The 21122-nt window shown below is 57.4% G+C and carries 30 protein-coding genes; 27 read left to right on the forward strand and 3 right to left on the reverse strand.

Annotated elements, in window-relative coordinates; translation table 11 throughout:
* Positions 1-9 precede the first annotated feature (9 nt).
* The 23 genes from rpsC (at position 10) to bfr (ending at position 12599) form a co-directional block, all read left to right on the forward strand.
* Complete coding sequence (gene rpsC / locus HX811_RS09530) at positions 10-696, forward strand: 30S ribosomal protein S3 (protein ID WP_003176422.1); 687 nt, start codon at positions 10-12, stop codon at positions 694-696.
* A 12-nt stretch (positions 697-708) separates the two neighbouring features.
* On the forward strand, positions 709-1122 hold the full coding sequence (gene rplP / locus HX811_RS09535; RefSeq protein WP_003210075.1) for a 50S ribosomal protein L16: 414 nt from the start codon (positions 709-711) through the stop codon (positions 1120-1122).
* The gene (gene rpmC / locus HX811_RS09540; protein WP_002555481.1) at positions 1122-1313 is read left to right on the forward strand and encodes a 50S ribosomal protein L29; all 192 of its coding nucleotides are present in this window, start codon (positions 1122-1124) and stop codon (positions 1311-1313) included. Before rplP ends, rpmC begins: the two co-directional genes overlap by 1 nt.
* Positions 1314-1315: 2 nt before the next feature.
* Positions 1316-1582: a 30S ribosomal protein S17 gene (rpsQ, locus tag HX811_RS09545; RefSeq protein ID WP_003176419.1), complete on the forward strand. Its 267-nt coding sequence runs from the start codon at positions 1316-1318 to the stop codon at positions 1580-1582.
* Between the two features lie 23 nt (positions 1583-1605).
* Positions 1606-1974, forward strand: a complete 369-nt coding sequence (rplN, locus tag HX811_RS09550) for a 50S ribosomal protein L14 (RefSeq protein WP_002555479.1) — start codon at positions 1606-1608, stop codon at positions 1972-1974.
* An 11-nt stretch (positions 1975-1985) separates the two neighbouring features.
* Complete coding sequence (rplX, locus tag HX811_RS09555) at positions 1986-2300, forward strand: 50S ribosomal protein L24 (RefSeq protein ID WP_007896770.1); 315 nt, start codon at positions 1986-1988, stop codon at positions 2298-2300.
* A gap of 20 nt (positions 2301-2320) precedes the next feature.
* Positions 2321-2860, forward strand: a complete 540-nt coding sequence (gene rplE / locus HX811_RS09560) for a 50S ribosomal protein L5 (RefSeq protein WP_003210069.1) — start codon at positions 2321-2323, stop codon at positions 2858-2860.
* 13 nt (positions 2861-2873) lie between these two features.
* Complete coding sequence (rpsN, locus tag HX811_RS09565; RefSeq protein ID WP_003176414.1) at positions 2874-3179, forward strand: 30S ribosomal protein S14; 306 nt, start codon at positions 2874-2876, stop codon at positions 3177-3179.
* A gap of 208 nt (positions 3180-3387) precedes the next feature.
* Entirely contained in the window at positions 3388-3780 is a 393-nt protein-coding gene (gene rpsH, locus HX811_RS09570; protein WP_003186040.1) for a 30S ribosomal protein S8, read from the forward strand.
* A gap of 12 nt (positions 3781-3792) precedes the next feature.
* Positions 3793-4326, forward strand: a complete 534-nt coding sequence (gene rplF / locus HX811_RS09575) for a 50S ribosomal protein L6 (protein ID WP_003176412.1) — start codon at positions 3793-3795, stop codon at positions 4324-4326.
* 10 nt (positions 4327-4336) lie between these two features.
* The gene (gene rplR / locus HX811_RS09580; protein WP_003186037.1) at positions 4337-4687 is read left to right on the forward strand and encodes a 50S ribosomal protein L18; all 351 of its coding nucleotides are present in this window, start codon (positions 4337-4339) and stop codon (positions 4685-4687) included.
* Between the two features lie 3 nt (positions 4688-4690).
* Positions 4691-5191, forward strand: a complete 501-nt coding sequence (gene rpsE / locus HX811_RS09585; protein ID WP_003186035.1) for a 30S ribosomal protein S5 — start codon at positions 4691-4693, stop codon at positions 5189-5191.
* A gap of 2 nt (positions 5192-5193) precedes the next feature.
* Positions 5194-5370: a 50S ribosomal protein L30 gene (gene rpmD / locus HX811_RS09590; RefSeq protein ID WP_003186033.1), complete on the forward strand. Its 177-nt coding sequence runs from the start codon at positions 5194-5196 to the stop codon at positions 5368-5370.
* Positions 5371-5374: 4 nt separating this feature from the next.
* On the forward strand, positions 5375-5812 hold the full coding sequence (gene rplO / locus HX811_RS09595) for a 50S ribosomal protein L15 (RefSeq protein WP_003210066.1): 438 nt from the start codon (positions 5375-5377) through the stop codon (positions 5810-5812).
* On the forward strand, positions 5813-7141 hold the full coding sequence (gene secY / locus HX811_RS09600; RefSeq protein WP_003210064.1) for a preprotein translocase subunit SecY: 1329 nt from the start codon (positions 5813-5815) through the stop codon (positions 7139-7141). It begins immediately after the preceding gene.
* A gap of 27 nt (positions 7142-7168) precedes the next feature.
* A complete protein-coding gene (rpmJ, locus tag HX811_RS09605) occupies positions 7169-7285 on the forward strand; it encodes a 50S ribosomal protein L36 (protein WP_002555468.1) in 117 nt (38 codons plus the stop codon).
* 129 nt (positions 7286-7414) lie between these two features.
* On the forward strand, positions 7415-7771 hold the full coding sequence (gene rpsM, locus HX811_RS09610) for a 30S ribosomal protein S13 (RefSeq protein WP_003210063.1): 357 nt from the start codon (positions 7415-7417) through the stop codon (positions 7769-7771).
* A gap of 30 nt (positions 7772-7801) precedes the next feature.
* Positions 7802-8191 carry a 30S ribosomal protein S11 gene (gene rpsK, locus HX811_RS09615; protein ID WP_002555466.1) on the forward strand — a complete coding sequence of 130 codons (390 nt, stop codon included), beginning with the start codon at positions 7802-7804 and terminating at the stop codon, positions 8189-8191.
* 18 nt (positions 8192-8209) lie between these two features.
* Positions 8210-8830: a 30S ribosomal protein S4 gene (gene rpsD, locus HX811_RS09620; protein WP_003210056.1), complete on the forward strand. Its 621-nt coding sequence runs from the start codon at positions 8210-8212 to the stop codon at positions 8828-8830.
* Between the two features lie 22 nt (positions 8831-8852).
* Positions 8853-9854 carry a DNA-directed RNA polymerase subunit alpha gene (gene rpoA, locus HX811_RS09625; protein WP_003176403.1) on the forward strand — a complete coding sequence of 334 codons (1002 nt, stop codon included), beginning with the start codon at positions 8853-8855 and terminating at the stop codon, positions 9852-9854.
* Between the two features lie 41 nt (positions 9855-9895).
* A complete protein-coding gene (gene rplQ, locus HX811_RS09630; protein ID WP_003210053.1) occupies positions 9896-10282 on the forward strand; it encodes a 50S ribosomal protein L17 in 387 nt (128 codons plus the stop codon).
* Positions 10283-10530: 248 nt separating this feature from the next.
* Positions 10531-11979 (forward strand): catalase, encoded by a 1449-nt coding sequence (locus tag HX811_RS09635; protein WP_008436430.1) that lies wholly within the window; start codon positions 10531-10533, stop codon positions 11977-11979.
* A gap of 155 nt (positions 11980-12134) precedes the next feature.
* On the forward strand, positions 12135-12599 hold the full coding sequence (gene bfr / locus HX811_RS09640; protein ID WP_003210048.1) for a bacterioferritin: 465 nt from the start codon (positions 12135-12137) through the stop codon (positions 12597-12599).
* A gap of 68 nt (positions 12600-12667) precedes the next feature.
* Here bfr and uvrA read toward each other — a convergent pair whose 3' ends face one another.
* The gene (gene uvrA / locus HX811_RS09645) at positions 12668-15502 is read right to left on the reverse strand and encodes an excinuclease ABC subunit UvrA (protein WP_003210046.1); all 2835 of its coding nucleotides are present in this window, start codon (positions 15500-15502) and stop codon (positions 12668-12670) included.
* 178 nt (positions 15503-15680) lie between these two features.
* On the opposite strand from uvrA, the gene HX811_RS09650 reads away from it, so the two are divergent.
* Together HX811_RS09650 and HX811_RS09655 are read left to right on the forward strand one after the other, a co-directional pair.
* Positions 15681-17075, forward strand: a complete 1395-nt coding sequence (locus tag HX811_RS09650) for an MFS transporter (RefSeq protein ID WP_003210044.1) — start codon at positions 15681-15683, stop codon at positions 17073-17075.
* A gap of 9 nt (positions 17076-17084) precedes the next feature.
* Positions 17085-17603 carry a single-stranded DNA-binding protein gene (locus HX811_RS09655; protein ID WP_003210042.1) on the forward strand — a complete coding sequence of 173 codons (519 nt, stop codon included), beginning with the start codon at positions 17085-17087 and terminating at the stop codon, positions 17601-17603.
* 91 nt (positions 17604-17694) lie between these two features.
* On the opposite strand, the gene HX811_RS09660 is transcribed toward HX811_RS09655, so the two are convergent.
* Positions 17695-18603 (reverse strand): LysR family transcriptional regulator, encoded by a 909-nt coding sequence (locus HX811_RS09660; protein ID WP_177008886.1) that lies wholly within the window; start codon positions 18601-18603, stop codon positions 17695-17697.
* Positions 18604-18706: 103 nt separating this feature from the next.
* On the opposite strand from HX811_RS09660, the gene tam reads away from it, so the two are divergent.
* Entirely contained in the window at positions 18707-19468 is a 762-nt protein-coding gene (gene tam, locus HX811_RS09665; RefSeq protein ID WP_177045686.1) for a trans-aconitate 2-methyltransferase, read from the forward strand.
* A 12-nt stretch (positions 19469-19480) separates the two neighbouring features.
* Here tam and HX811_RS09670 read toward each other — a convergent pair whose 3' ends face one another.
* Positions 19481-20032 (reverse strand): cysteine hydrolase family protein, encoded by a 552-nt coding sequence (locus tag HX811_RS09670; protein WP_177045688.1) that lies wholly within the window; start codon positions 20030-20032, stop codon positions 19481-19483.
* Positions 20033-20127: 95 nt separating this feature from the next.
* Here HX811_RS09670 and HX811_RS09675 point away from each other — a divergent pair, with 95 nt between their 5' ends.
* Positions 20128-21108, forward strand: coding sequence for a GlxA family transcriptional regulator (locus tag HX811_RS09675; RefSeq protein ID WP_177045690.1), 981 nt, complete (start codon positions 20128-20130; stop codon positions 21106-21108).
* The last annotated feature ends 14 nt before the right edge of the window (positions 21109-21122 follow it).

Genomic DNA, 21122 nt, shown 5'->3' on the forward strand with positions numbered 1-21122 from the left:
GTCGAAGAGATGGGTCAGAAAGTACATCCCATTGGCATTCGCCTGGGAATCGTCAAGGAGCACACCTCCGTCTGGTACGCAGACGGTCGGACTTATGCGGACTACTTGTTCGCTGATCTGAAGGTGCGTGAGTATCTCCAAGACAAACTAAAAAGCGCGTCCGTGAGCCGTATCGATATCCATCGTCCTGCTCAAACTGCACGTATCACCATCCACACCGCTCGTCCAGGTATCGTTATCGGGAAGAAAGGTGAAGATGTTGAGAAACTGCGTCAGGACCTGACCAAGCAAATGGGTGTGCCTGTGCACATCAATATCGAAGAGATCCGCAAGCCGGAGCTCGACGGTATGCTGGTTGCGCAGAGCGTAGCTCAGCAGCTGGAGCGTCGCGTAATGTTCCGTCGCGCTATGAAGCGCGCAGTACAGAACGCCATGCGCATTGGTGCCAAAGGCATCAAAATCCAAGTGAGCGGTCGTCTCGGCGGTGCTGAAATCGCACGTACTGAATGGTATCGCGAAGGTCGTGTGCCACTGCACACCCTGCGTGCCGACATCGACTATGCCAACTACGAAGCTCACACCACCTACGGTGTGATCGGTGTAAAGGTTTGGATCTTCAAAGGCGAAGTAATTGGTGGTCGCCAAGAAGAACTGAAACCACAAGCACCAGCGCCTCGTAAAAAAGCTGCTAAGTAAGGGGTACGCCAAATGTTGCAACCAAAGCGTACGAAGTTCCGCAAGCAGATGACAGGCCACAACCGTGGTCTGGCTCAGCGCGGTAGCAAAGTCAGCTTCGGCGAATATGCGCTGAAGTCTGTAGCTCGTGGTCGTCTCACCGCTCGTCAGATCGAGTCAGCGCGTCGTGCACTGACCCGTCACGTTAAACGTGGCGGCAAGATCTGGATCCGTGTATTCCCGGACAAGCCTATCTCCAAAAAGCCCCTCGAAGTTCGGATGGGTAAAGGTAAGGGTAACGTGGAATATTGGGTTGCCCAGATTCAGCCAGGCAAAGTCCTGTATGAAATCGAGGGTGTTACTGAAGAGCTGGCGCGTGAGGCTTTCGCCCTGGCTGCTGCAAAGCTGCCGCTCGCCACCTCCTTTGTTAAACGGACGGTGATGTGATGAAAGCGAATGAACTTCGTGAAAAATCCGCACAGCAGCTGAACGAGCAACTGCTCGGCCTGCTGCGCGACCAGTTCAATCTGCGTATGCAGAAAGCAACTGGCCAGTTGGGGCAGTCTCATCTGCTCTCGCAAGTTAAGCGTGACATTGCTCGCGTGAAGACTGTGCTCAACCAGCAGGCAGGTAAGTGATCATGGCTGAAGCCGAAAAGACTGTCCGTACGCTGACTGGCCGTGTTGTCAGCGACAAGATGGACAAAACCATCACCGTTTTGATCGAGCGTCGCGTTAAGCACCCGATCTACGGTAAATACGTTAAGCGTTCGACTAAGCTGCACGCGCACGACGAAACCAACCAGTGCCACATCGGCGACAAAGTCACTATTCGTGAAACTCGTCCGTTGGCCAAGACCAAGTCTTGGGCCCTGGTTGATGTTCTCGAACGCGCTGTGGAAGTCTAAGGACTAGGGGTCGGAGAAATTATATGATTCAGACTCAATCCATGCTCGATGTGGCCGATAACAGCGGCGCACGCCGCGTTATGTGCATCAAGGTGCTGGGTGGCTCCCATCGTCGTTACGCTGGTATCGGTGACATCATCAAAGTTACCGTGAAGGAAGCAATTCCTCGCGGTAAAGTGAAAAAAGGCCAAGTGATGACTGCTGTTGTAGTCCGCACTCGTCACGGCGTACGCCGTGCAGATGGCTCCATTATCCGCTTTGATGGCAACGCTGCTGTTCTTCTGAACAACAAGCAAGAGCCGATCGGCACCCGTATCTTTGGGCCAGTGACCCGTGAACTTCGTACTGAGAAGTTCATGAAGATCGTCTCGCTCGCCCCAGAAGTGCTGTAAGGAGATCCGACATGCAAAAGATTCGTCGTGACGACGAGATCATCGTGATCGCCGGCAAAGACAAAGGTAAGCGCGGTAAGGTGCTGAAGGTTCTTGCTGATGACCGTCTGGTCGTTGGTGGTCTGAACCTGGTCAAGCGTCATACCAAGCCTAACCCGATGTCGGGCGTACAAGGCGGTATCGTCGAGAAAGAAGCGCCACTGCACGCTTCTAACGTCGCCATCTTCAACGGCGAAACCAACAAGGCTGACCGCGTTGGTTTCAAAGTAGAAGACGGTAAGAAAATTCGTGTCTTCAAGTCGACCCAAAAAGCGGTTGATGCTTGAACACTGCTAGGTAGAAGACCATGGCACGACTAAAAGAGATTTACCGGAAGGAAATCGCACCGAAACTTAAGGAAGAACTTAAGCTTTCGAACGTGATGGAAGTTCCGCGCGTTACCAAAATCACCCTGAACATGGGTCTGGGCGAAGCGATCGGCGACAAAAAAGTCATCGAGCACGCTGTTGCTGACCTGGAAAAGATCACCGGCCAAAAAGTCGTTGTGACCTACGCTCGTAAATCCATCGCTGGCTTTAAAGTCCGTGAAGGATGGCCGATCGGCGTCAAAGTGACTCTGCGCCGTGAGCGTATGTACGAATTCCTGGATCGTCTGCTGTCGATCTCCCTGCCTCGGGTCCGCGACTTCCGCGGCCTGAATGCCAAGTCCTTCGATGGTCGTGGTAACTACAGCATGGGCGTTAAAGAGCAGATCATCTTCCCGGAAATCGACTACGACAAGATCGATGCTCTCCGCGGTCTGGACATCACCCTGACCACCACTGCCAAGAACGATGATGAAGGCCGCGCTCTGCTGCGTGCGTTCAAATTCCCGTTCCGCAACTGATTGGAGTAGGACCATGGCCAAGATGAGCATGAAAAACCGCGAGCTGAAGCGTCAGCTCACGGTTGCCAAGTACGCCAAGAAGCGTGCAGCACTGAAAGCAATCATCGTTGATCTGAACGCAAGTCCAGAAGCGCGTTGGGAAGCTACAGTTGCTCTGCAGAAGCAGCCACGTGACGCAAGCGCTTCGCGCATGCGTAACCGCTGCCGCCTGACCGGTCGTCCACACGGCGTTTACCGCAAGTTCGGCCTCGGCCGTAACAAACTGCGTGAAGCGGCAATGCGTGGTGACGTACCAGGTCTGGTTAAAGCCAGCTGGTAAGTACGTTCGAAGTCTCGGTGGCCAGGATCGCAAGATACTGACCACCGGTGGCCTAGAATCTGGAACAAGCCCCTTTTGGGGCTTGTTTCATTTCCGGAGTGTGTCTAAAATACGCGGCTCGCCTGAGCCCGTGTGTTTTGTGCTCGGAGATTCTCGGCGACACGTAATGGCCGCAAGGCTAATTTTTTTGTATTAGGAGCGTCTAGCCATGAGTATGCAGGACCCGTTAGCGGACATGCTAACTCGTATCCGTAATGCCCAGATGGCTGAAAAGTCCGTCGTAAGCATGCCATCTTCCACGTTGAAGGTTGCTGTTGCCAAAGTCCTGAAAGACGAAGGCTACATTGCGGGTTATCAGATCAGCAGCGAAATCAAACCACTGCTGTCCATCGAGCTGAAGTACTTCGAAGGCCGTCCGGTCATCGAAGAAGTGAAGCGCGTTAGCCGTCCAGGCCTGCGTCAGTACAAGTCCGTTGATGATCTGCCAAAAGTTCGTGGCGGTCTCGGTGTGTCTATCGTCTCCACCAACAAAGGTGTGATGACGGATCGTGCTGCGCGCGCTGCCGGTGTCGGCGGCGAAGTTCTTTGCACTGTGTTCTAAGGGGGGATAAGCATGTCACGCGTCGCTAAGAACCCCGTTAAGCTGCCAGCCGGTGTCGAAGTAAAATTCGCAGGCCAACAGCTTTCGGTGAAGGGTGCCAAGGGCACTCTGGAACTGAACATCCATTCGTCCGTTGAGATCGTTGAAGAAGCTGGTGAGCTGCGTTTCGCTGCTCGCAATGGCGATCAACAAACTCGCGCAATGGCCGGTACCACTCGTGCGTTGGTAAACAACATGGTCCAAGGCGTAAGCCAAGGCTTCGAGCGCAAGCTCCAGCTGGTCGGTGTTGGTTACAAAGCGCAAGCAAAAGGCACGGTTCTGAACCTGGCCCTTGGCTTCTCGCACCCAGTGGATTACGAACTGCCGGAAGGCATCACCGCTGAGACCCCAAGCCAAACCGATATCCTGATCAAGGGTATTGATAAGCAGCTGGTAGGTCAGGTGGCCGCTGAGATCCGCGACTTCCGTCCACCAGAGCCGTACAAAGGCAAAGGTGTGCGCTACGCGGACGAAGTCGTCCGTCGTAAAGAAGCCAAGAAGAAGTAGGGCATAGCAAATGACCGACAAAAAAGTTACTCGACTGCGTCGCGCTCGCAAAGCACGCCTGAAAATGCACGAACTCGAAGTCGTGCGTCTCTGCGTGTTCCGCTCGTCGCAGCACATCTACGCCCAGGTCATCTCGGCCGACGGCAACAAAGTCCTGGCAAGCGCCTCGACTTTGGATAAAGAACTGCGTGATGGTGCCACTGGCAACATCGACGCGGCCACTAAGGTTGGCCAGCTGGTCGCTACGCGTGCTAAGGCCGCTGGCGTCTCGCAAGTGGCTTTCGACCGCTCTGGCTTCAAGTACCACGGCCGCGTGAAAGCGCTGGCTGATGCTGCTCGTGAAGCTGGGCTGGAGTTCTAAGTTATGTCAAATAACGACCAAAAGCGCGACGAAGGCTACATTGAGAAGCTGGTTCAAGTTAACCGCGTAGCCAAAACCGTTAAAGGCGGCCGTATCTTCACTTTCACCGCGTTGACCGTGGTTGGTGATGGTAAAGGGCGTGTTGGCTTCGGCCGTGGCAAGTCACGTGAAGTGCCTGCTGCGATCCAGAAGGCAATGGAAGCTGCTCGTCGCAACATGATCCAAGTTGATCTGAACGGCACCACTCTGCAGTACGCAATGAAGTCCGCTCACGGCGCTTCGAAGGTGTACATGCAGCCTGCCTCTGAAGGTACCGGTATCATCGCTGGCGGCGCTATGCGTGCTGTCCTCGAAGTTGCTGGCGTTCAGAACGTTCTGGCCAAGTGCTACGGCTCGACTAACCCGGTAAACGTGGTTCACGCCACTTTCAAGGGTTTGAAAGCAATGCAGTCTCCTGAATCCATTGCCGCCAAGCGTGGCAAAAGCGTCAAGGAGATCTTCTGATCATGGCTACCGTTAAAGTAACGCTGATCAAAAGCATGACCGGCCGCATCCCTAACCACAAATTGTGCGTTAAGGGTTTGGGTCTGCGTCGCATCGGTCACACTGTAGAAGTACTTGATACTCCCGAGAATCGCGGGATGATCAACAAGGCTTACTACATGCTGCGTGTCGAGGGTTAATTCGATGAAACTCAATGATCTGAGTCCAGCGCCGGGTTCCCGTCGCGAAAAGCATCGTCCGGGCCGTGGTATCGGTAGTGGTTTGGGCAAGACCGGTGGCCGTGGCCACAAAGGTCAGTCCTCCCGCTCCGGTGGCACCATCGCTCCAGGCTTTGAAGGCGGTCAACAGCCGCTGCATCGTCGCCTGCCGAAGTTCGGTTTCGTTTCCCTGAAAGCCATGGACCGCGCAGAAGTGCGTCTGTCCGAGCTGGCCAAAGTGGAAGGCGACATCGTTACCGTGCAGACCCTGAAAGATGCCAACGTGATCAACGTCAACGTACAGCGTGTGAAAATCATGCTGTCCGGTGAAGTGACTCGCGCTGTCACTATCGGCAAGGGAATCGGCGCCACCAAAGGTGCGCGTTCGGCTATCGAAGCAGCTGGCGGCAAGTTCGAGGAATAAATGGCTAAGCAAGGTGCTCTCTCAGCGCTCGGCAAAGGCGGTATGTCTGAACTTTGGGCTCGTCTGCGTTTTCTGTTCCTGGCGATTATCGTCTACCGAATAGGCGCACACATCCCGGTTCCAGGTATCAACCCGGACCGACTCGCAGACCTGTTTCGACAGAATGAGGGGACCATTCTTAGCTTGTTCAACATGTTTTCCGGCGGCGCGCTGGAACGGATGAGCATCTTTGCACTGGGGATCATGCCGTACATCTCGGCATCGATCATCATGCAACTGATGACCGCCGTCAGTCCGCAGTTGGAGCAGTTGAAGAAGGAAGGTGAAGCTGGCCGTCGCAAGATAAGCCAGTACACCCGCTACGGCACTGTCATCCTCGCCCTGGTCCAGGCTATCGGCATGTCCGTTGGCCTGGCCGGGCAGGGTGTTGCGTTCACTGGTGACTTTGGCTTCCATTTCGTCGCGGTATCCACATTTGTGGCTGGTGCGATGTTCATGATGTGGCTGGGTGAGCAGATTACTGAGCGTGGTGTTGGTAACGGTATCTCGATGTTGATTTTCGCAGGTATCGTTGCCGGTCTTCCGAGAGCGATTGGGCAGTCTTTCGAGTCTGCACGTCAGGGTGATATCAATATCTTCGCCCTGGTTGCCATCGGTTTGTTGGCAGTAGCGATTATCGGTTTTGTGGTGTTCATTGAGCGTGGCCAGCGTCGTATTGCTGTTCACTACGCCAAGCGTCAGCAGGGCCGCAAGGTCTTTGCCGCGCAGACCAGCCACCTGCCGCTGAAAGTGAACATGGCCGGGGTTATTCCTGCCATTTTCGCGAGCAGCATTTTGCTGTTTCCGGCTTCGTTGGGTGCCTGGTTCGGTCAGTCTGAAGGTATGGGCTGGTTGCAGGACATCTCGCAGTCGATCGCTCCTGGTCAGCCGTTGAATATTCTGCTGTTTAGTGCAGGGATTATTTTCTTCTGCTTCTTCTATACGGCGTTGATGTTCAATCCGAAAGACGTAGCGGAAAACCTGAAGAAGTCCGGTGCCTTTATTCCGGGTATTCGTCCAGGTGAGCAGTCTGCGCGCTACATTGATGGCGTTCTGACTCGCTTGACCATGTTCGGTGCTCTATATATGACGGCCGTCTGCCTGTTGCCCCAGTTCCTGGTGGTTGCAGCAAACGTTCCGTTCTACCTTGGCGGGACCTCGTTGCTGATCGTCGTCGTGGTTGTGATGGACTTCATGTCCCAAGTACAATCGCACCTCGTTTCGCACCAGTACGAATCCCTGATGAAGAAAGCCAACCTGAAGGGTTACGGCAGCGGCATGTTGCGCTGAGTACCCATAAGGTTCGAGGAGTTGGTGATGAAAGTTCGTGCATCGGTGAAAAAGCTGTGCCGTAACTGCAAGATTATTCGCCGCGAAGGTGTTGTTCGAGTAATTTGCAGCGCGGAACCGCGTCACAAACAGCGCCAAGGCTGAGTGTGATCCGCTTGAAGCCCGGCAGCTAGTGCGCTGCCGGGTTGATTATTTGTTATTACAGCGATATTATCTCGCGCCCTATTTCTTGGCTTCCGGGGCGTAGGTAGCTGTCAATTGGAGTCCCACTGAATGGCCCGTATTGCAGGCGTTAACATTCCAGATAACAAGCACACTGTTATCTCGCTGACCTACATCTATGGTGTTGGTCGCACTACTGCGCAGAAAATTTGCGCAGATACTGGGGTAAACCCAGCCGCAAAGATCAAGGATCTGAGCGACGAGCAGATTGAGCTGTTGCGTGGCGAAGTGGCGAAGTTCACCACTGAAGGTGACCTGCGTCGCGAAATCAACATGAAAATCAAGCGTTTGATGGACCTCGGTTGCTACCGTGGTCTGCGTCATCGTCGTGGTCTTCCAGTACGCGGTCAGCGTACCAAGACTAACGCGCGTACCCGTAAAGGTCCGCGTAAGCCGATCCGCAAGTAATCGCCCACGCGAATCGACAGGAAATTAATCATGGCAAAACCTGCTGCTCGTCCTCGTAAAAAAGTTAAAAAGACAGTGGTTGATGGCATCGCCCACATCCATGCATCTTTTAACAACACAATCGTGACCATCACCGACCGTCAAGGTAACGCGCTTTCTTGGGCTACCTCCGGTGGTTCGGGTTTCCGCGGTTCCCGCAAGTCCACCCCGTTTGCTGCTCAAGTAGCTGCTGAACGTGCTGGTCAAGCTGCGCTGGAATATGGCCTGAAAAACCTCGACGTCAACGTCAAAGGTCCAGGTCCAGGTCGTGAGTCTGCTGTCCGTGCATTGAACGGCTGTGGCTATAAGATCGCCAGCATCACCGACGTGACGCCAATCCCGCACAACGGGTGCCGTCCGCCGAAGAAGCGCCGCGTGTAATCCAGGAGATTGTAAAGAATGGCTCGTTACATTGGTCCAAAATGCAAACTCGCTCGTCGTGAAGGCACCGATCTCTTTCTGAAGAGCGGCGTGCGCGCGATCGAATCGAAGTGCAACATTGAAGCAGCACCTGGTATCCACGGCCAACGCCGCGGTCGCCAGTCCGACTACGGCACCCAACTGCGTGAAAAGCAGAAGGTCCGTCGTATCTACGGCGTTCTCGAGCGTCAGTTCAGCGGCTACTACAAAGAAGCTGCTGGCAAGAAAGGTGCAACCGGTGAAAACCTGCTGCAACTGCTCGAATGCCGTCTGGACAACGTTGTATACCGTATGGGCTTTGGTTCGACTCGTGCCGAATCCCGTCAGCTGGTATCGCACAAATCCGTCAGCGTAAACGGCCAAACCGTTAACGTCCCGTCGTACCAGGTTCGTGCTGGTGACGTGGTCGCGATTCGCGAGAAAGCAAAAAATCAACTTCGCATTGTCCAAGCTCTCGATCTGTGTGCCCAACGTGGCCGCGTAGAATGGGTAGAAGTAGACACTGAGAAGAAGTCGGGCGTTTTCAAGAACGTTCCTGCTCGCAGTGATCTGTCCGCCGACATCAACGAAAGCCTGATTGTCGAGCTCTACTCCAAGTAAGGGCTAGAAAATAGGTGCATCCATGCAGATTTCGGTAAATGAGTTCCTGACACCCCGTCACATTGATGTGCAGGTTGTCAGTCCAACCCGCGCCAAGATCACTCTCGAGCCTCTCGAGCGTGGTTTTGGCCACACCCTGGGCAACGCGCTGCGCCGCATCCTGTTGTCCTCAATGCCCGGCTGTGCAGTAGTCGAGGCCGAGATTGACGGTGTGCTCCACGAGTACAGCGCCATCGAAGGTGTACAGGAAGACGTAATTGAAATCCTGTTGAACCTTAAAGGTCTGGCTATCAAGCTGCACGGCCGTGACGAAGTTACGCTGACCTTGTCGAAGAAGGGTTCGGGGGTGGTTACCGCTGCCGATATTCAGCTGGATCATGATGTCGAGATCGTTAATCCCGATCACGTAATCGCTAACCTGGCGTCTAACGGCGCCCTGAACATGAAGCTCACCGTAGCTCGTGGTCGTGGTTATGAACCGGCCGACTCGCGTCAGAGCGATGAAGACGAAAGCCGCAGCATTGGTCGCTTGCAGCTCGACTCTTCGTTCAGCCCGGTTCGCCGTATCGCATACGTGGTGGAAAACGCCCGTGTCGAACAGCGTACTAACCTGGACAAGCTGGTTATTGATCTGGAAACCAACGGTACTCTGGATCCTGAAGAGGCTATCCGCCGCGCTGCAACCATTCTGCAACAGCAGTTGGCTGCGTTCGTCGACCTCAAGGGTGACAGCGAACCAGTGGTAATCGAGCAGGAAGACGAGATCGATCCGATCCTGCTTCGCCCGGTTGACGATCTGGAACTGACTGTACGTTCGGCTAACTGCCTTAAGGCGGAAAACATTTACTACATCGGTGATCTGATTCAGCGCACCGAAGTAGAACTGTTGAAGACTCCGAACCTGGGCAAGAAATCCTTGACTGAAATCAAGGACGTTCTGGCCTCCCGCGGTCTGTCCCTCGGCATGCGCCTCGACAACTGGCCGCCTGCAAGTCTTAAGAAGGACGACAAGGCGACTGCCTGATCGTCGTAATCACCGAACGTGAGTTTGGTAAGGAATGAACCATGCGTCATCGTAAAAGTGGTCGTCACCTGAGCCGTACCAGCTCGCACCGTAAGGCTATGTTCCAGAACATGGCGGTGTCGCTGTTCGAGCACGAGCTGATCAAAACTACACTGCCGAAAGCTAAAGAACTGCGTCGCGTTGCTGAGCCGCTGATTACTTTGGCCAAGACAGACAGCCTGGCTAACCGCCGTCTGGCTTTCGACCGTACTCGTTCGAAAGCTATCGTTGGTAAGCTCTTCAACGACCTGGGCAAGCGTTACGCTACCCGTGAGGGTGGCTACCTGCGCATCCTCAAGTGCGGTTTCCGCGCTGGTGACAACGCGCCTATGGCGTACGTTGAGCTGATCGATCGTCCAGTTGGCGGTGAAGCTGTATCCGCTGAGTAAGACGTCAGTCTGTAACGAAGAACCGGGCCTAGTGCCCGGTTTTTTGTGCGCGTTGGAAAACTGGCATTACCTCGAGCGAATACACGTTCATCCCGTGCAGCAACTTTTGATATCCGTTCGGATGTATCGTTAGTTAATTTCTATCGGTGGGTATGATTTAATAAATTTGATGGTGTCATCTTCCTGGTCAATAATCGCTCCAAGCCGATTAGCCGGCAGTTCCAAGACTGACCTGAGGAAGATTGAGCATGAGCCAGAATAAAACCCTTACTACCGCCAGCGGCGCACCTGTTGCGGATAACCAGAATTCCCGTTCCGCCGGCCCACGCGGCCCGCTGCTGCTCGACGACTTTCACCTGATCGAGAAGCTCGCTCACTTCAACCGTGAAAACATTCCTGAGCGTCGTGTACACGCCAAAGGCTCGGGCGCTTACGGTACCTTCACCGTCACTCAAGACATCACGCAGTACACCAGCGCCAAGCTCTTCGATTCTGTGGGCAAGCAAACTCCGACTTTCCTGCGCTTCTCCACGGTGGGTGGCGAGCGTGGTTCGGCTGATACTGAGCGCGACCCGCGTGGTTTCGCGTTGAAGTTCTACACCGAAGAAGGCAACTGGGACATCGTTGGTAACAACACCCCGGTGTTCTTCATCCGCGACCCGCTGAAGTTTCCCGACTTTATCCACACCCAAAAGCGCCTTCCGCAAAGCAACCTGAAAAGTGCACAGATGATGTGGGACTTCTGGTCGCACTCCCCTGAGGCGCTGCACCAGGTCACCATCCTGTTTTCGGACCGTGGCATCCCGGACGGCTACCGTCACATGCACGGCTTCGGCAGTCACACCTACAGCTTGATTAACGCCAAAGGTGAGCGCCACTGGGTGAAGTGGCACTACAAGACCAAGCAAGGTATCAAGAACCTGGCGCCGGCTGACGCTGCACGCCTGGCCGGTACCGACCCTGATTACGCTCAGCGCGATCTGTTCGGTGCTATTGAGCGTGGTGACTTCCCGAAATGGCGCGTGTGCATTCAGATCATGACTGAGGCCCAGGCCAACGCTCACTACGAAAACCCGTTCGACGTGACCAAGACCTGGTCGCAGAAAGAGTTCCCGCTGATCGAAGTGGGTGAGCTGGAACTGAACCGCAACCCGCTGAACTACTTCGCTGAAGTTGAACAGGCGGCTTTCGGTCCAAGCAACATGGTCCCGGGTGTTGGCCTGTCGCCAGACCGCATGCTGCAAGGGCGCGTGTTCGCTTACGCCGATGCCCATCGCTACCGCGTAGGTACCAATCACCAGCAACTGCCGGTGAATGCGCCACGCAGCCCAGTCAACAGCTACCAGCGTGATGGTTCGATGGCATTCGGCTCCAATGGTGGTGCGGCCCCCAATTACGAGCCAAACAGCTACGCCGATGCGCCGAAGCAGGCTCCTCAGTACGCCGAGCCAGCCTTGGCCCTGAGCGGTGCGGCTGATCGTTACGATCACCGCGAAGATACCGACTACTACAGCCATGCCGGTGCGCTGTTCCGCCTGATGAACGATGAGCAGAAAGCCCTGCTGATCAACAATATCGCCGGCGCAATGGCGGGTGTTTCCAGCGACGTGGTGCAGCGCCAGTTGCAGTACTTCTTCAAGGCCGACCCGGCTTATGGAGAAGGGATCGCATCTGCACTGGGTGTATCGCTTAACTGACTCTAAACGATAAGCAGAACCGCCCTCATTTGGGCGGTTTTTGCGTTATTTAAGCTACTTTTCACCGGAAATCTTCACTTTTCTGCCGTTGGTCCCGTGACCTCCGGGTCATCATGGTTCAAACTACAGACTTTCAAGCAGGGAGATGTAGGGCGATGCAAGGTCACCCCGACGTAATCGATTACCTCAACACGTTGCTGACGGGCGAACTGGCAGCTCGTGACCAATATTTCATTCACTCGCGGATGTACGAAGACTGGGGCTTTACCGAGCTCTACGAGCGTATCAACCATGAAATGGAAGAAGAGGCACAGCACGCCGACGCACTGATGCGCCGTATCCTGATGCTCGAAGGCACGCCCCGTATGCGTCCCGACGACCTGGATACCGGCACCACGGTGCCTGAGATGCTCGCCAGCGACTTGCGCCTTGAGTACAAGGTCCGTGCCGCGCTCTGCAAGGGCATTGAGCTCTGCGAGCAGCACAACGACTACGTCACGCGGGAAATCCTGCGGGTGCAGTTGAATGACACCGAAGAGGATCACACCTACTGGCTGGAAAAGCAGTTGGGCCTGATCAAGCTGATTGGCCTGGAGAATTACCTGCAATCGCAGTTCTGATTCCTCCAGCTACTAAAAAGCCCCTGTCACTTACACGGTGACAGGGGCTTTTTCGTGGGGCTGAACAATCAGTCCTTGTCGCGAGCCAGCAGAGGCTTGAGGTAGAAGCCGGTGTGAGACTGCTTCATCTCCGAGACTTGCTCCGGTGTGCCGACCGCAATGATCTGCCCACCTTTGGAACCGCCTTCCGGCCCCAGGTCCACCAGCCAGTCGGCGGTCTTGATCACATCCAGATTGTGCTCGATCACTACCACCGTATTGCCGTGGTCACGCAGGCGATGCAGCACATCCAGCAATTGCTGAATATCCGCGAAGTGCAGGCCTGTGGTCGGCTCGTCGAGGATGTACAGCGTCTTGCCGGTATCACGCTTGGACAGCTCGCGAGACAGCTTGACCCGCTGGGCCTCGCCACCCGACAGCGTCGTCGCCGACTGACCCAGCTTGATGTACGACAGGCCAACATCCATCAGTGTCTGCAGCTTGCGCGCCAGGGCCGGTACCGCGTCGAAGAACACCCGCGCTTCCTCGATCGTCATCTCGAGGGTTTCGTGGATGCTCTTGCCCTTGTACTTGATCTCCAGGGTTTCGCGGTTGTAGCGCTTGCTCTTGCACACGTCGCACGGCACGTAGATGTCCGGCAGGAAGTGCATCTCCACCTTGATCAAGCCATCGCCCTGGCACGCTTCGCAGCGGCCGCCCTTGACGTTGAACGAGAACCGGCCAGGCCCGTAGCCACGGGAGCGCGATTCCGGCACGCCGGCGAACAGCTCGCGAATCGGCGTGAACAGCCCGGTGTAGGTCGCCGGGTTGGAGCGCGGTGTGCGGCCAATCGGGCTTTGGTCGATATCGACCACCTTGTCCAGGTGTTCCAGGCCCTTGATGCTGTCGTGAGCGGCGGCTTCCAGGGTGGTCGCGCCGTTCAGTGCAGTGGCACTCAACGGGAACAGCGTGTTGTTGATCAGCGTTGATTTGCCCGAACCGGATACACCGGTCACACAGGTCAGCAGGCCCAGCGGGATCTCCAGGTCTACATTGCGCAGGTTGTTACCACGCGCGCCCTTGAGGTGCAGTGCCATCTTCTTGTTGCGCGGGGTGCGTTTGGCCGGCACGGCGATCTTCACGCGACCCGACAGGTACTTACCGGTCAGCGAGTCAGGATGCGCCATCACTTCAGCCGGCGTGCCCTCGGCGACAATATGCCCACCGTGAACGCCCGCTCCCGGGCCGATATCGACCACATAATCGGCCAGGCGAATCGCGTCTTCATCGTGCTCGACCACGATCACCGTATTGCCGATGTCCCGCAGGTGCTTCAGCGTGCCTAGCAAACGGTCGTTGTCCCGTTGATGCAAACCAATCGACGGTTCATCGAGGATGTACAACACGCCCACCAGGCCGGCACCGATCTGGCTGGCCAAGCGAATCCGCTGGGCTTCACCGCCGGAAAGCGTGTCGGCACTGCGGTCCAGCGACAGGTAGTCCAGGCCCACGTTGACCAGGAACTGCAGCCGTTCACGAATCTCCTTGAGGATCTTGTCGGCAATTTCCCCGCGACGGCCCGTCAGTTTCAGCGTGCCGAAGTATTCGCAGGCATCGCCAATCGGCAGGTTGGTCACTGCCGGCAGGGTCTTCTCGCCAACCCACACATGCCGTGCCTCACGGCGCAGGCGTGTGCCACGGCAATCCGGGCAAGGCTGGGTGCTGAGGAACTTGGCCAGCTCCTCGCGCACGCTGGCGGACTCTGTCTCGCGGTAGCGCCGCTCCAGGTTCGGCACGATGCCTTCGAACGGGTGCGAGCGTTTGACGATATCGCCACGGTCGTTCAAATACTTGAAGTCGACGTTCTGTGAACCGCTGCCATGCAGGATGAATTTCTGCTGTTCGGCGGGCAGTTCGTTGAACGGCACTTCCAGGCTGAACTTGTAGTGCGACGCCAACGAACCCAGCATCTGGAAGTAATAGACGTTACGCCTGTCCCAGCCACGTATCGCACCCTCCGCCAGTGTGAGGTCACCGTTGACCAGGCGCTTGATGTCGAAGAATTGCTTAACCCCCAGGCCATCACAGGTCGGGCAAGCGCCGGCCGGGTTGTTGAAGGAAAACAGCTTCGGTTCCAGCTCGCTGATGGCATGGCCGCAGATCGGGCAGGCGAAGCGCGCGGAGAAGATGATTTCTTCCCCGGGTTCATCGTCCATCGGCGCCACCAGGGCAATGCCGTCTGCCAGCTTCAGCGCGGTCTCGAAAGACTCCGCCAGGCGCTGCTGCAAATCGGCACGCACCTTGAAGCGGTCGACGACCACATCAATCGAGTGCTTTTTCTGTTTATCCAGCTTCGGCGCTTCGTCCAGCTCGTAGAGCTTGCCGTTGATGCGGGCACGCACGAAACCCTGGGCACGCAGTTCTTCAAAGACCGAAAGGTGTTCACCCTTGCGCTCGCGAATCACCGGTGCCAGCAGCATCAGCTTGGCGCCCTCCGGCTGGGCCAGCACCAGGTCGACCATCTGGCTGACGGTCTGGGCTTCCAGGGGAATGTCGTGGTCCGGGCAGCGGGGAATACCCACGCGGGCATACAGCAGGCGCAGGTAGTCGTAGATCTCGGTGATGGTGCCCACGGTGGAGCGCGGGTTGTGGGAGGTGGATTTCTGTTCGATGGAAATCGCAGGCGACAGGCCTTCAATGGTGTCGACGTCGGGCTTTTCCATCATCGACAGGAACTGGCGGGCATAGGCCGACAGGGATTCCACGTAGCGGCGCTGGCCTTCGGCGTACAGCGTGTCAAACGCCAGGGACGACTTGCCGGACCCGGACAAGCCGGTGATGACGATCAGTTTGTCCCGTGGCAGGGTCAGGTCGATGTTCTTCAGGTTGTGGGTTCGAGCCCCACGAATCAGGATCTTGTCCAAGATGGCCTCGCACGGCGGGCGTAAATAATGCAGGAGTATACGGCTAAAGACTGGATGAATATACACTGTCAAAGTGCCGGGTGCAGCCTTACATGAAAGCTGCGCGGCAAAGCGCCGCATATACCCTCTCAATCGATGGGACTGGTAGAATCGCCGCCGGTTCACACGAGGTTTATCCATGCACGATCCCCACAGCGAACGCATGAGTGGCAGCGAGACCCGCGCAGCAAGCGGTCTGGCCCTGGTGTTCGCATTCCGTATGCTTGGCATGTTTATGGTGTTGCCGGTGCTGGCAACCTATGGAATGGATCTCGCAGGAGCGACCCCGGCCCTGATCGGCCTGGCGATTGGCGCCTATGGCCTGACCCAGGCGCTGTTTCAGATTCCGTTCGGCGTCATTTCCGACCGCATCGGCCGCCGGCCGGTGATCTACCTCGGCCTGATCGTCTTCGCCCTGGGCAGTGTGCTTGCGGCCAATGCCGACTCTATCTGGGGCGTGATCGCCGGACGCGTCCTGCAAGGCGCCGGCGCGATTTCCGCCGCCGTCATGGCACTGCTCTCCGACCTGACCCGCGAACAACACCGTACCAAGGCCATGGCGATGATCGGCATGACCATCGGTCTTTCGTTCGCCGTGGCGATGGTAGTCGGCCCGCTGCTGACCCGCGCGTTCGGCTTGCACGGTCTGTTCCTGGCCACCGGTGGCATGGCGCTGTTCGGCATCGTGATTGTCGCCTTCATGGTTCCGCATTCCACGGGGCCGTTGCAGCACCGTGAGTCGGGCGTCGCCAAGCAGGCATTGCTGCCGACACTCAAGCACCCGGACCTGTTGCGCCTGGATTTGGGTATCTTCGTATTACACGCGATGCTGATGTGCAGCTTCGTCGCCTTGCCCCTGGCCCTGGTGCAAAAAGCCGGGTTGCCCAAGGAGCAGCACTGGTGGGTCTATCTCACCGCGCTGCTGATTTCGTTCTTCGCCATGATCCCGTTCATCATCTACGGCGAGAAGAAACGCAAAATGAAACGAGTTCTGTTGGGCGCCGTCGCGACACTGATGCTCACTGAGCTATTCTTCTGGCAGTTCGGCGACAGCCTGCGGGCGCTGGTGATCGGCACGGTGGTGTTCTTCACCGCGTTCAACCTGCTGGAGGCTTCACTGCCTTCGCTGATCAGTAAGGTTTCACCGGCCGGCGGCAAAGGCACGGCGATGGGCGTGTATTCAACCAGCCAGTTCCTCGGTTCTGCACTGGGCGGGATCATGGGTGGCTGGATGTTCCAGCATGGCGGTTTGTCGGTTGTGTTCCTGGGATGCGCAGGTCTGGCTGCCCTCTGGCTAGCCTTTGCTGTTACCATGCGCGAACCTCCCTATGTGACGAGCCTGCGCTTGCCGTTATCGCCCGAAGCGATCCGCGAAGCCGGTCTGGTCGAGCGCCTTAAGGCCGTTGTTGGGGTTACGGATGCTGTGGTTGTTACTGAAGAAGCCGCCATCTACATCAAATTGGACACCGAATTATTGGATCGCGCGACGCTCGAGCAACTGGTCAACCCAGTGCCGACAGCGCGCCCAGCCTAGGAGAACGTTATGGCCCGTGGGGTTAACAAAGTCATATTGGTCGGTACATGCGGCCAGGATCCCGAAGTTCGCTACTTGCCGAACGGTAACGCCGTGACCAACCTGAGTCTGGCGACCAGCGAGCAGTGGACCGACAAGCAAACCGGCCAGAAGGTCGAGAAAACCGAATGGCACCGTGTGTCGATGTTCGGCAAGGTTGCAGAGATCGCCGGTGAATACCTGCGCAAAGGTTCGCAGGTCTACATCGAAGGCAAGCTGCAAACCCGCGAGTGGGAAAAAGACGGCATCAAGCGTTACACCACTGAAATCGTGGTCGACATGCAAGGCACCATGCAACTGCTGGGCGGCCGTCCACAGGGCGACCAACAGGGCCAGGGCGGCATGTCCAACTCGGCGCCGCGTCCACAGCAGCAGTCCCGTCCGCAGCCAACCCAGCAGCCACAGCGTGAGTCGCGTCCAGCGCCACAGCAGGCCGCTCCTCAGCCGGCAGCCGACTTCGACAGCTTTGATGACGATATTCCGTTCTAAGGTCGCTTGAGACCCAGAACTGTCGCGTAACACCAGAAAACCCCCGGTGGCCTTGGCCCCGGGGGTTTTTCATTGCGGACACGGCAATCCGCTAAACGTCAGTAGAAGCGGCGCTCACCACCAACTCCCGAAACCTCTCCAATACCGACGACGTATCACCTACCCGGGTAGCCAGGTGCAACGGCGCCACCAGGCTCCGGCACTCCGAAAGCTCGCGATAAACAATCCCGTCGCCCCGCAACCGTTGCATTGAGGCAGGCACAATCGAAACCCCAAGCCCCGCAGCCACCAGGCTCAACGTCGCCGTCATGCGCGGCGCCTCTTGCACAACTTGCGGGCTGAAACCCGCTTCGCGACACGCCACCAGAATCGCGTCATACAACCCAAGCCCCACCCGGCGCCGATACAGCACAAACGCCTCGGTGGCCAATGCCGCCAACGGCAGCGGCGTCGACGGGTTGATAGCCAGTGGGTGGTCGGTAGGCAGCGCCAGCAACATTGGCTCTACCAGAATTGGCTGGTCCTGCAACGCCTGCGTCCCGCTCAGCGGCGAGCGAATGAACGCCGCGTCGAGCTTTTCGTGCAGCAACGCGTCCAGCAGTTCACCGGTACCGGCTTCTTCCAGTACCACTGAAACGCCGACAAAGGTTTCCCGAAACAGGCGCAGTACGCTGGGCACAAACGGATGCAAGGCGGCAGAGCTGGTGAAACCAATCGCCAGGCGTCCGCGTTCACCTCGGGCAGCGCGGCGCACAATGTCGGCCACACCATCGACGCTGGCCAAGATATGCCGCGCCTCTTCCAGCAAGGCCAGCCCCGCAGTGGTCGGGCGCACGCCTCGTGGCAGGCGCTCCATCAGCACCACACCCAACTCGGCTTCAAGACTTTGCAACAGGCGGGTCAGCGGCGGTTGCTGCATGCCCAGTCGTTCTGCCGCGCGGGTGATATAGCCTTCTTCGGCAATCGCGACGAAGGCCCTGAGCTGCCTGAGTTCCAGCATAGGGATACTTTTCAGGTATGGGAGATGATCAATCGTGGCATTTGTTCTCATGGATCACAAGATTTAGGCTGTTGTCACTCCTCACAGAAGAAGGAATGCCGCAATGACCTGGTCAGCCAAGCAATACTCGATGTTCGAACAACAGCGCACTCGTCCCGTCCGGGATCTGGTAGCGGCCATCCCTGAGGGTGACGTGCGCACCGCCGTCGACCTGGGTTGCGGCCCGGGCAACTCGACTGAAGTCCTGGCTGAGCGCTTTCCGCAGGCAGTAGTCACCGGCATGGACAGTTCCGATGACATGCTGGTCGACGCCCGCAAGCGCCTACCCGCGTTGAACTTCGAATTGGCGGATATCGGCGCCTGGAACCCCGTGCAGAAATTTGACGTCATCCTCGCCAATGCATCGCTGCAATGGCTGCCTGATCACGCCACGCTGTATCCGCATTTAGTCAATCAACTGACTCCCGGCGGCACCCTGGCGGTGCAGACGCCCGACAATCTTGACGAGCCGGCCCACAAGCTGGCGCGGGAAGTCGCGGCGGACGGCCCGTGGGCCGCAAAGATCGGCAGCGTCAAACACAATGAACGCCATACCGCGAGCTACTACTTTGAGTTGCTGAGCCAACACTGTTCCACCGTGGATGTATGGCGCACCACTTACCACCATCCGCTGGCAGGTTCTGCCGCGGTGGTGGAGTGGTTCAAGGGGTCGGCATTGCGTCCGTTCCTGGCGCCCCTGACCGAGTCAGAAAGGAACGCCTTCCTCGACGAGTACCTGGCGCGGATCACCAAGGCTTATCCAGCGCTGGCCGATGGCACAGTACTGCTGCCTTTCCCTCGGCTGTTCATCATCGCTACCCGGTAAGCGCGGAGAAGGTCAATCGGCGGACAAGAACTGTTCCGCCGACACCACGCTCGCATAAGCAAACCCCAGCGACGACATAAACGCCGCATGCACCTGGGCTGCCGGCACGACGCTGCCATTGAATTCCAGGTCCCGCGTGGCGCAGGCATCGTGGATCACCGTCACGGTGTAGCCCAGGTCCGCCGCCGCGCGCACCACGCCGTCGATGCACATATGGCTCATGCTGCCCACCACCACCAGCTCGGTGATGCTGCGTTGTTCCAGCAGCGCCCGCAGGTTGGTTTCGCGGAACGCATTGACGAAATGCTTGAGCACCACCGGCTCGTCGGCCTGGTTCAGCACCTTGGGGTGCAGGTGTGCACCTTCCGAACCCGGGGTGAAGAAGGGGGCATCGTCGGAGGTGAATTCGTGGCGTACGTGAATCACCGTATCGCCTGCCTGGCGAAATGCCTGTAGCACTTGCTGCGCCTTGTCTGCCGCCGCGTCCACTCCGTCTAGCGGCCACTTGCCCTGGGGGAAGTAGTCGTTCTGGATATCGATTAGGATGAGCGCTTGCTTGGCCATGTTGGTTTCCTTGTGAGGGTTGATGCGTCCAGTATCCTGGCTGGCGTGACGCCTGGGGATTGGCCGCACCGACAATAACAGAGGGAAAACTGACAATGGCGATCGTCGAGCTCGGCGTGCTGATCTACCGCGGCGCGCAAATGGCCGCCGTGCATGGCTTGACCGACCTGTTCGCGGTCGCCAACCGGATTGCGACCGAGCATCAGTCCGAGCAACTGCCGTCCCTGCGCATCAGCCATTGGCAGGCTGAAACAGGCGGTGCGCCGACCCGTGTATTCGATAGCGAGCCCGGTAGCGGGGATAGGTTGACGGCCTTGCTGATTCCACCCTCCATCGCTGGCTTTTCCGAGGGCCAGGCGTCCGCCGAATTGCTGGATTGGCTGCGCCAGCAACATCGCTCCGGGACCATTCTGGGCGGGGTGTGCGTAGGTTCGATCCTGATGGCGGAAAGCGGCCTGTTGGACGGTCGCAGCGCAACCACGCACTGGACGTCGGCGAAATCCTTCGCCGCCCGTTATCCGGCGATTCGCCTGGAAGCCGACAAACCCATCGTCGACGACGGCGACTTGATCACCACCGCCGGCCTCATGGCCTGGTCCGAATTGGGCCTGCGCCTGGTGGACCGTTTGCTCGGCCCGAGCATCGCTGCCAGCACCGCGCGTTTCCTGGTGATCGAACACAGTGACAGCGCCAGTGAGTGCGGCAGTAACTTTGCGCCGATCCTTGCCCATGGCGACGCTGCGATTCTCAAGGTGCAACATTGGCTGCAGGCCAGCGGTGCGGTGGATGTTTCGTTGGCTGCCATGGCGCAGGAGGCGGGACTTGAGGAACGCACCTTCCTGCGACGGTTCCGCGCCGCCACCGGTTTGAAACCCACCGAATATTGCCAGCACCTGCGTGTCGGCAAGGCGCGCCAGATGCTCGAGTTCACCAACGGCACCATTGATCACATCGCCTGGACCGTGGGGTATCAGGACCCCGGCGCCTTCCGCGCCACATTCAAGAAAATCACCGGGCTGGCGCCAAGTGATTACCGCAGCCGTTTCGGCGTGACGCCCACCAAGGCGCACGCCTGAATCGTGCAGAACGC

This window comes from Pseudomonas sp. F8002 (genome assembly GCF_013385495.1).
Lineage (GTDB): Bacteria > Pseudomonadota > Gammaproteobacteria > Pseudomonadales > Pseudomonadaceae > Aquipseudomonas.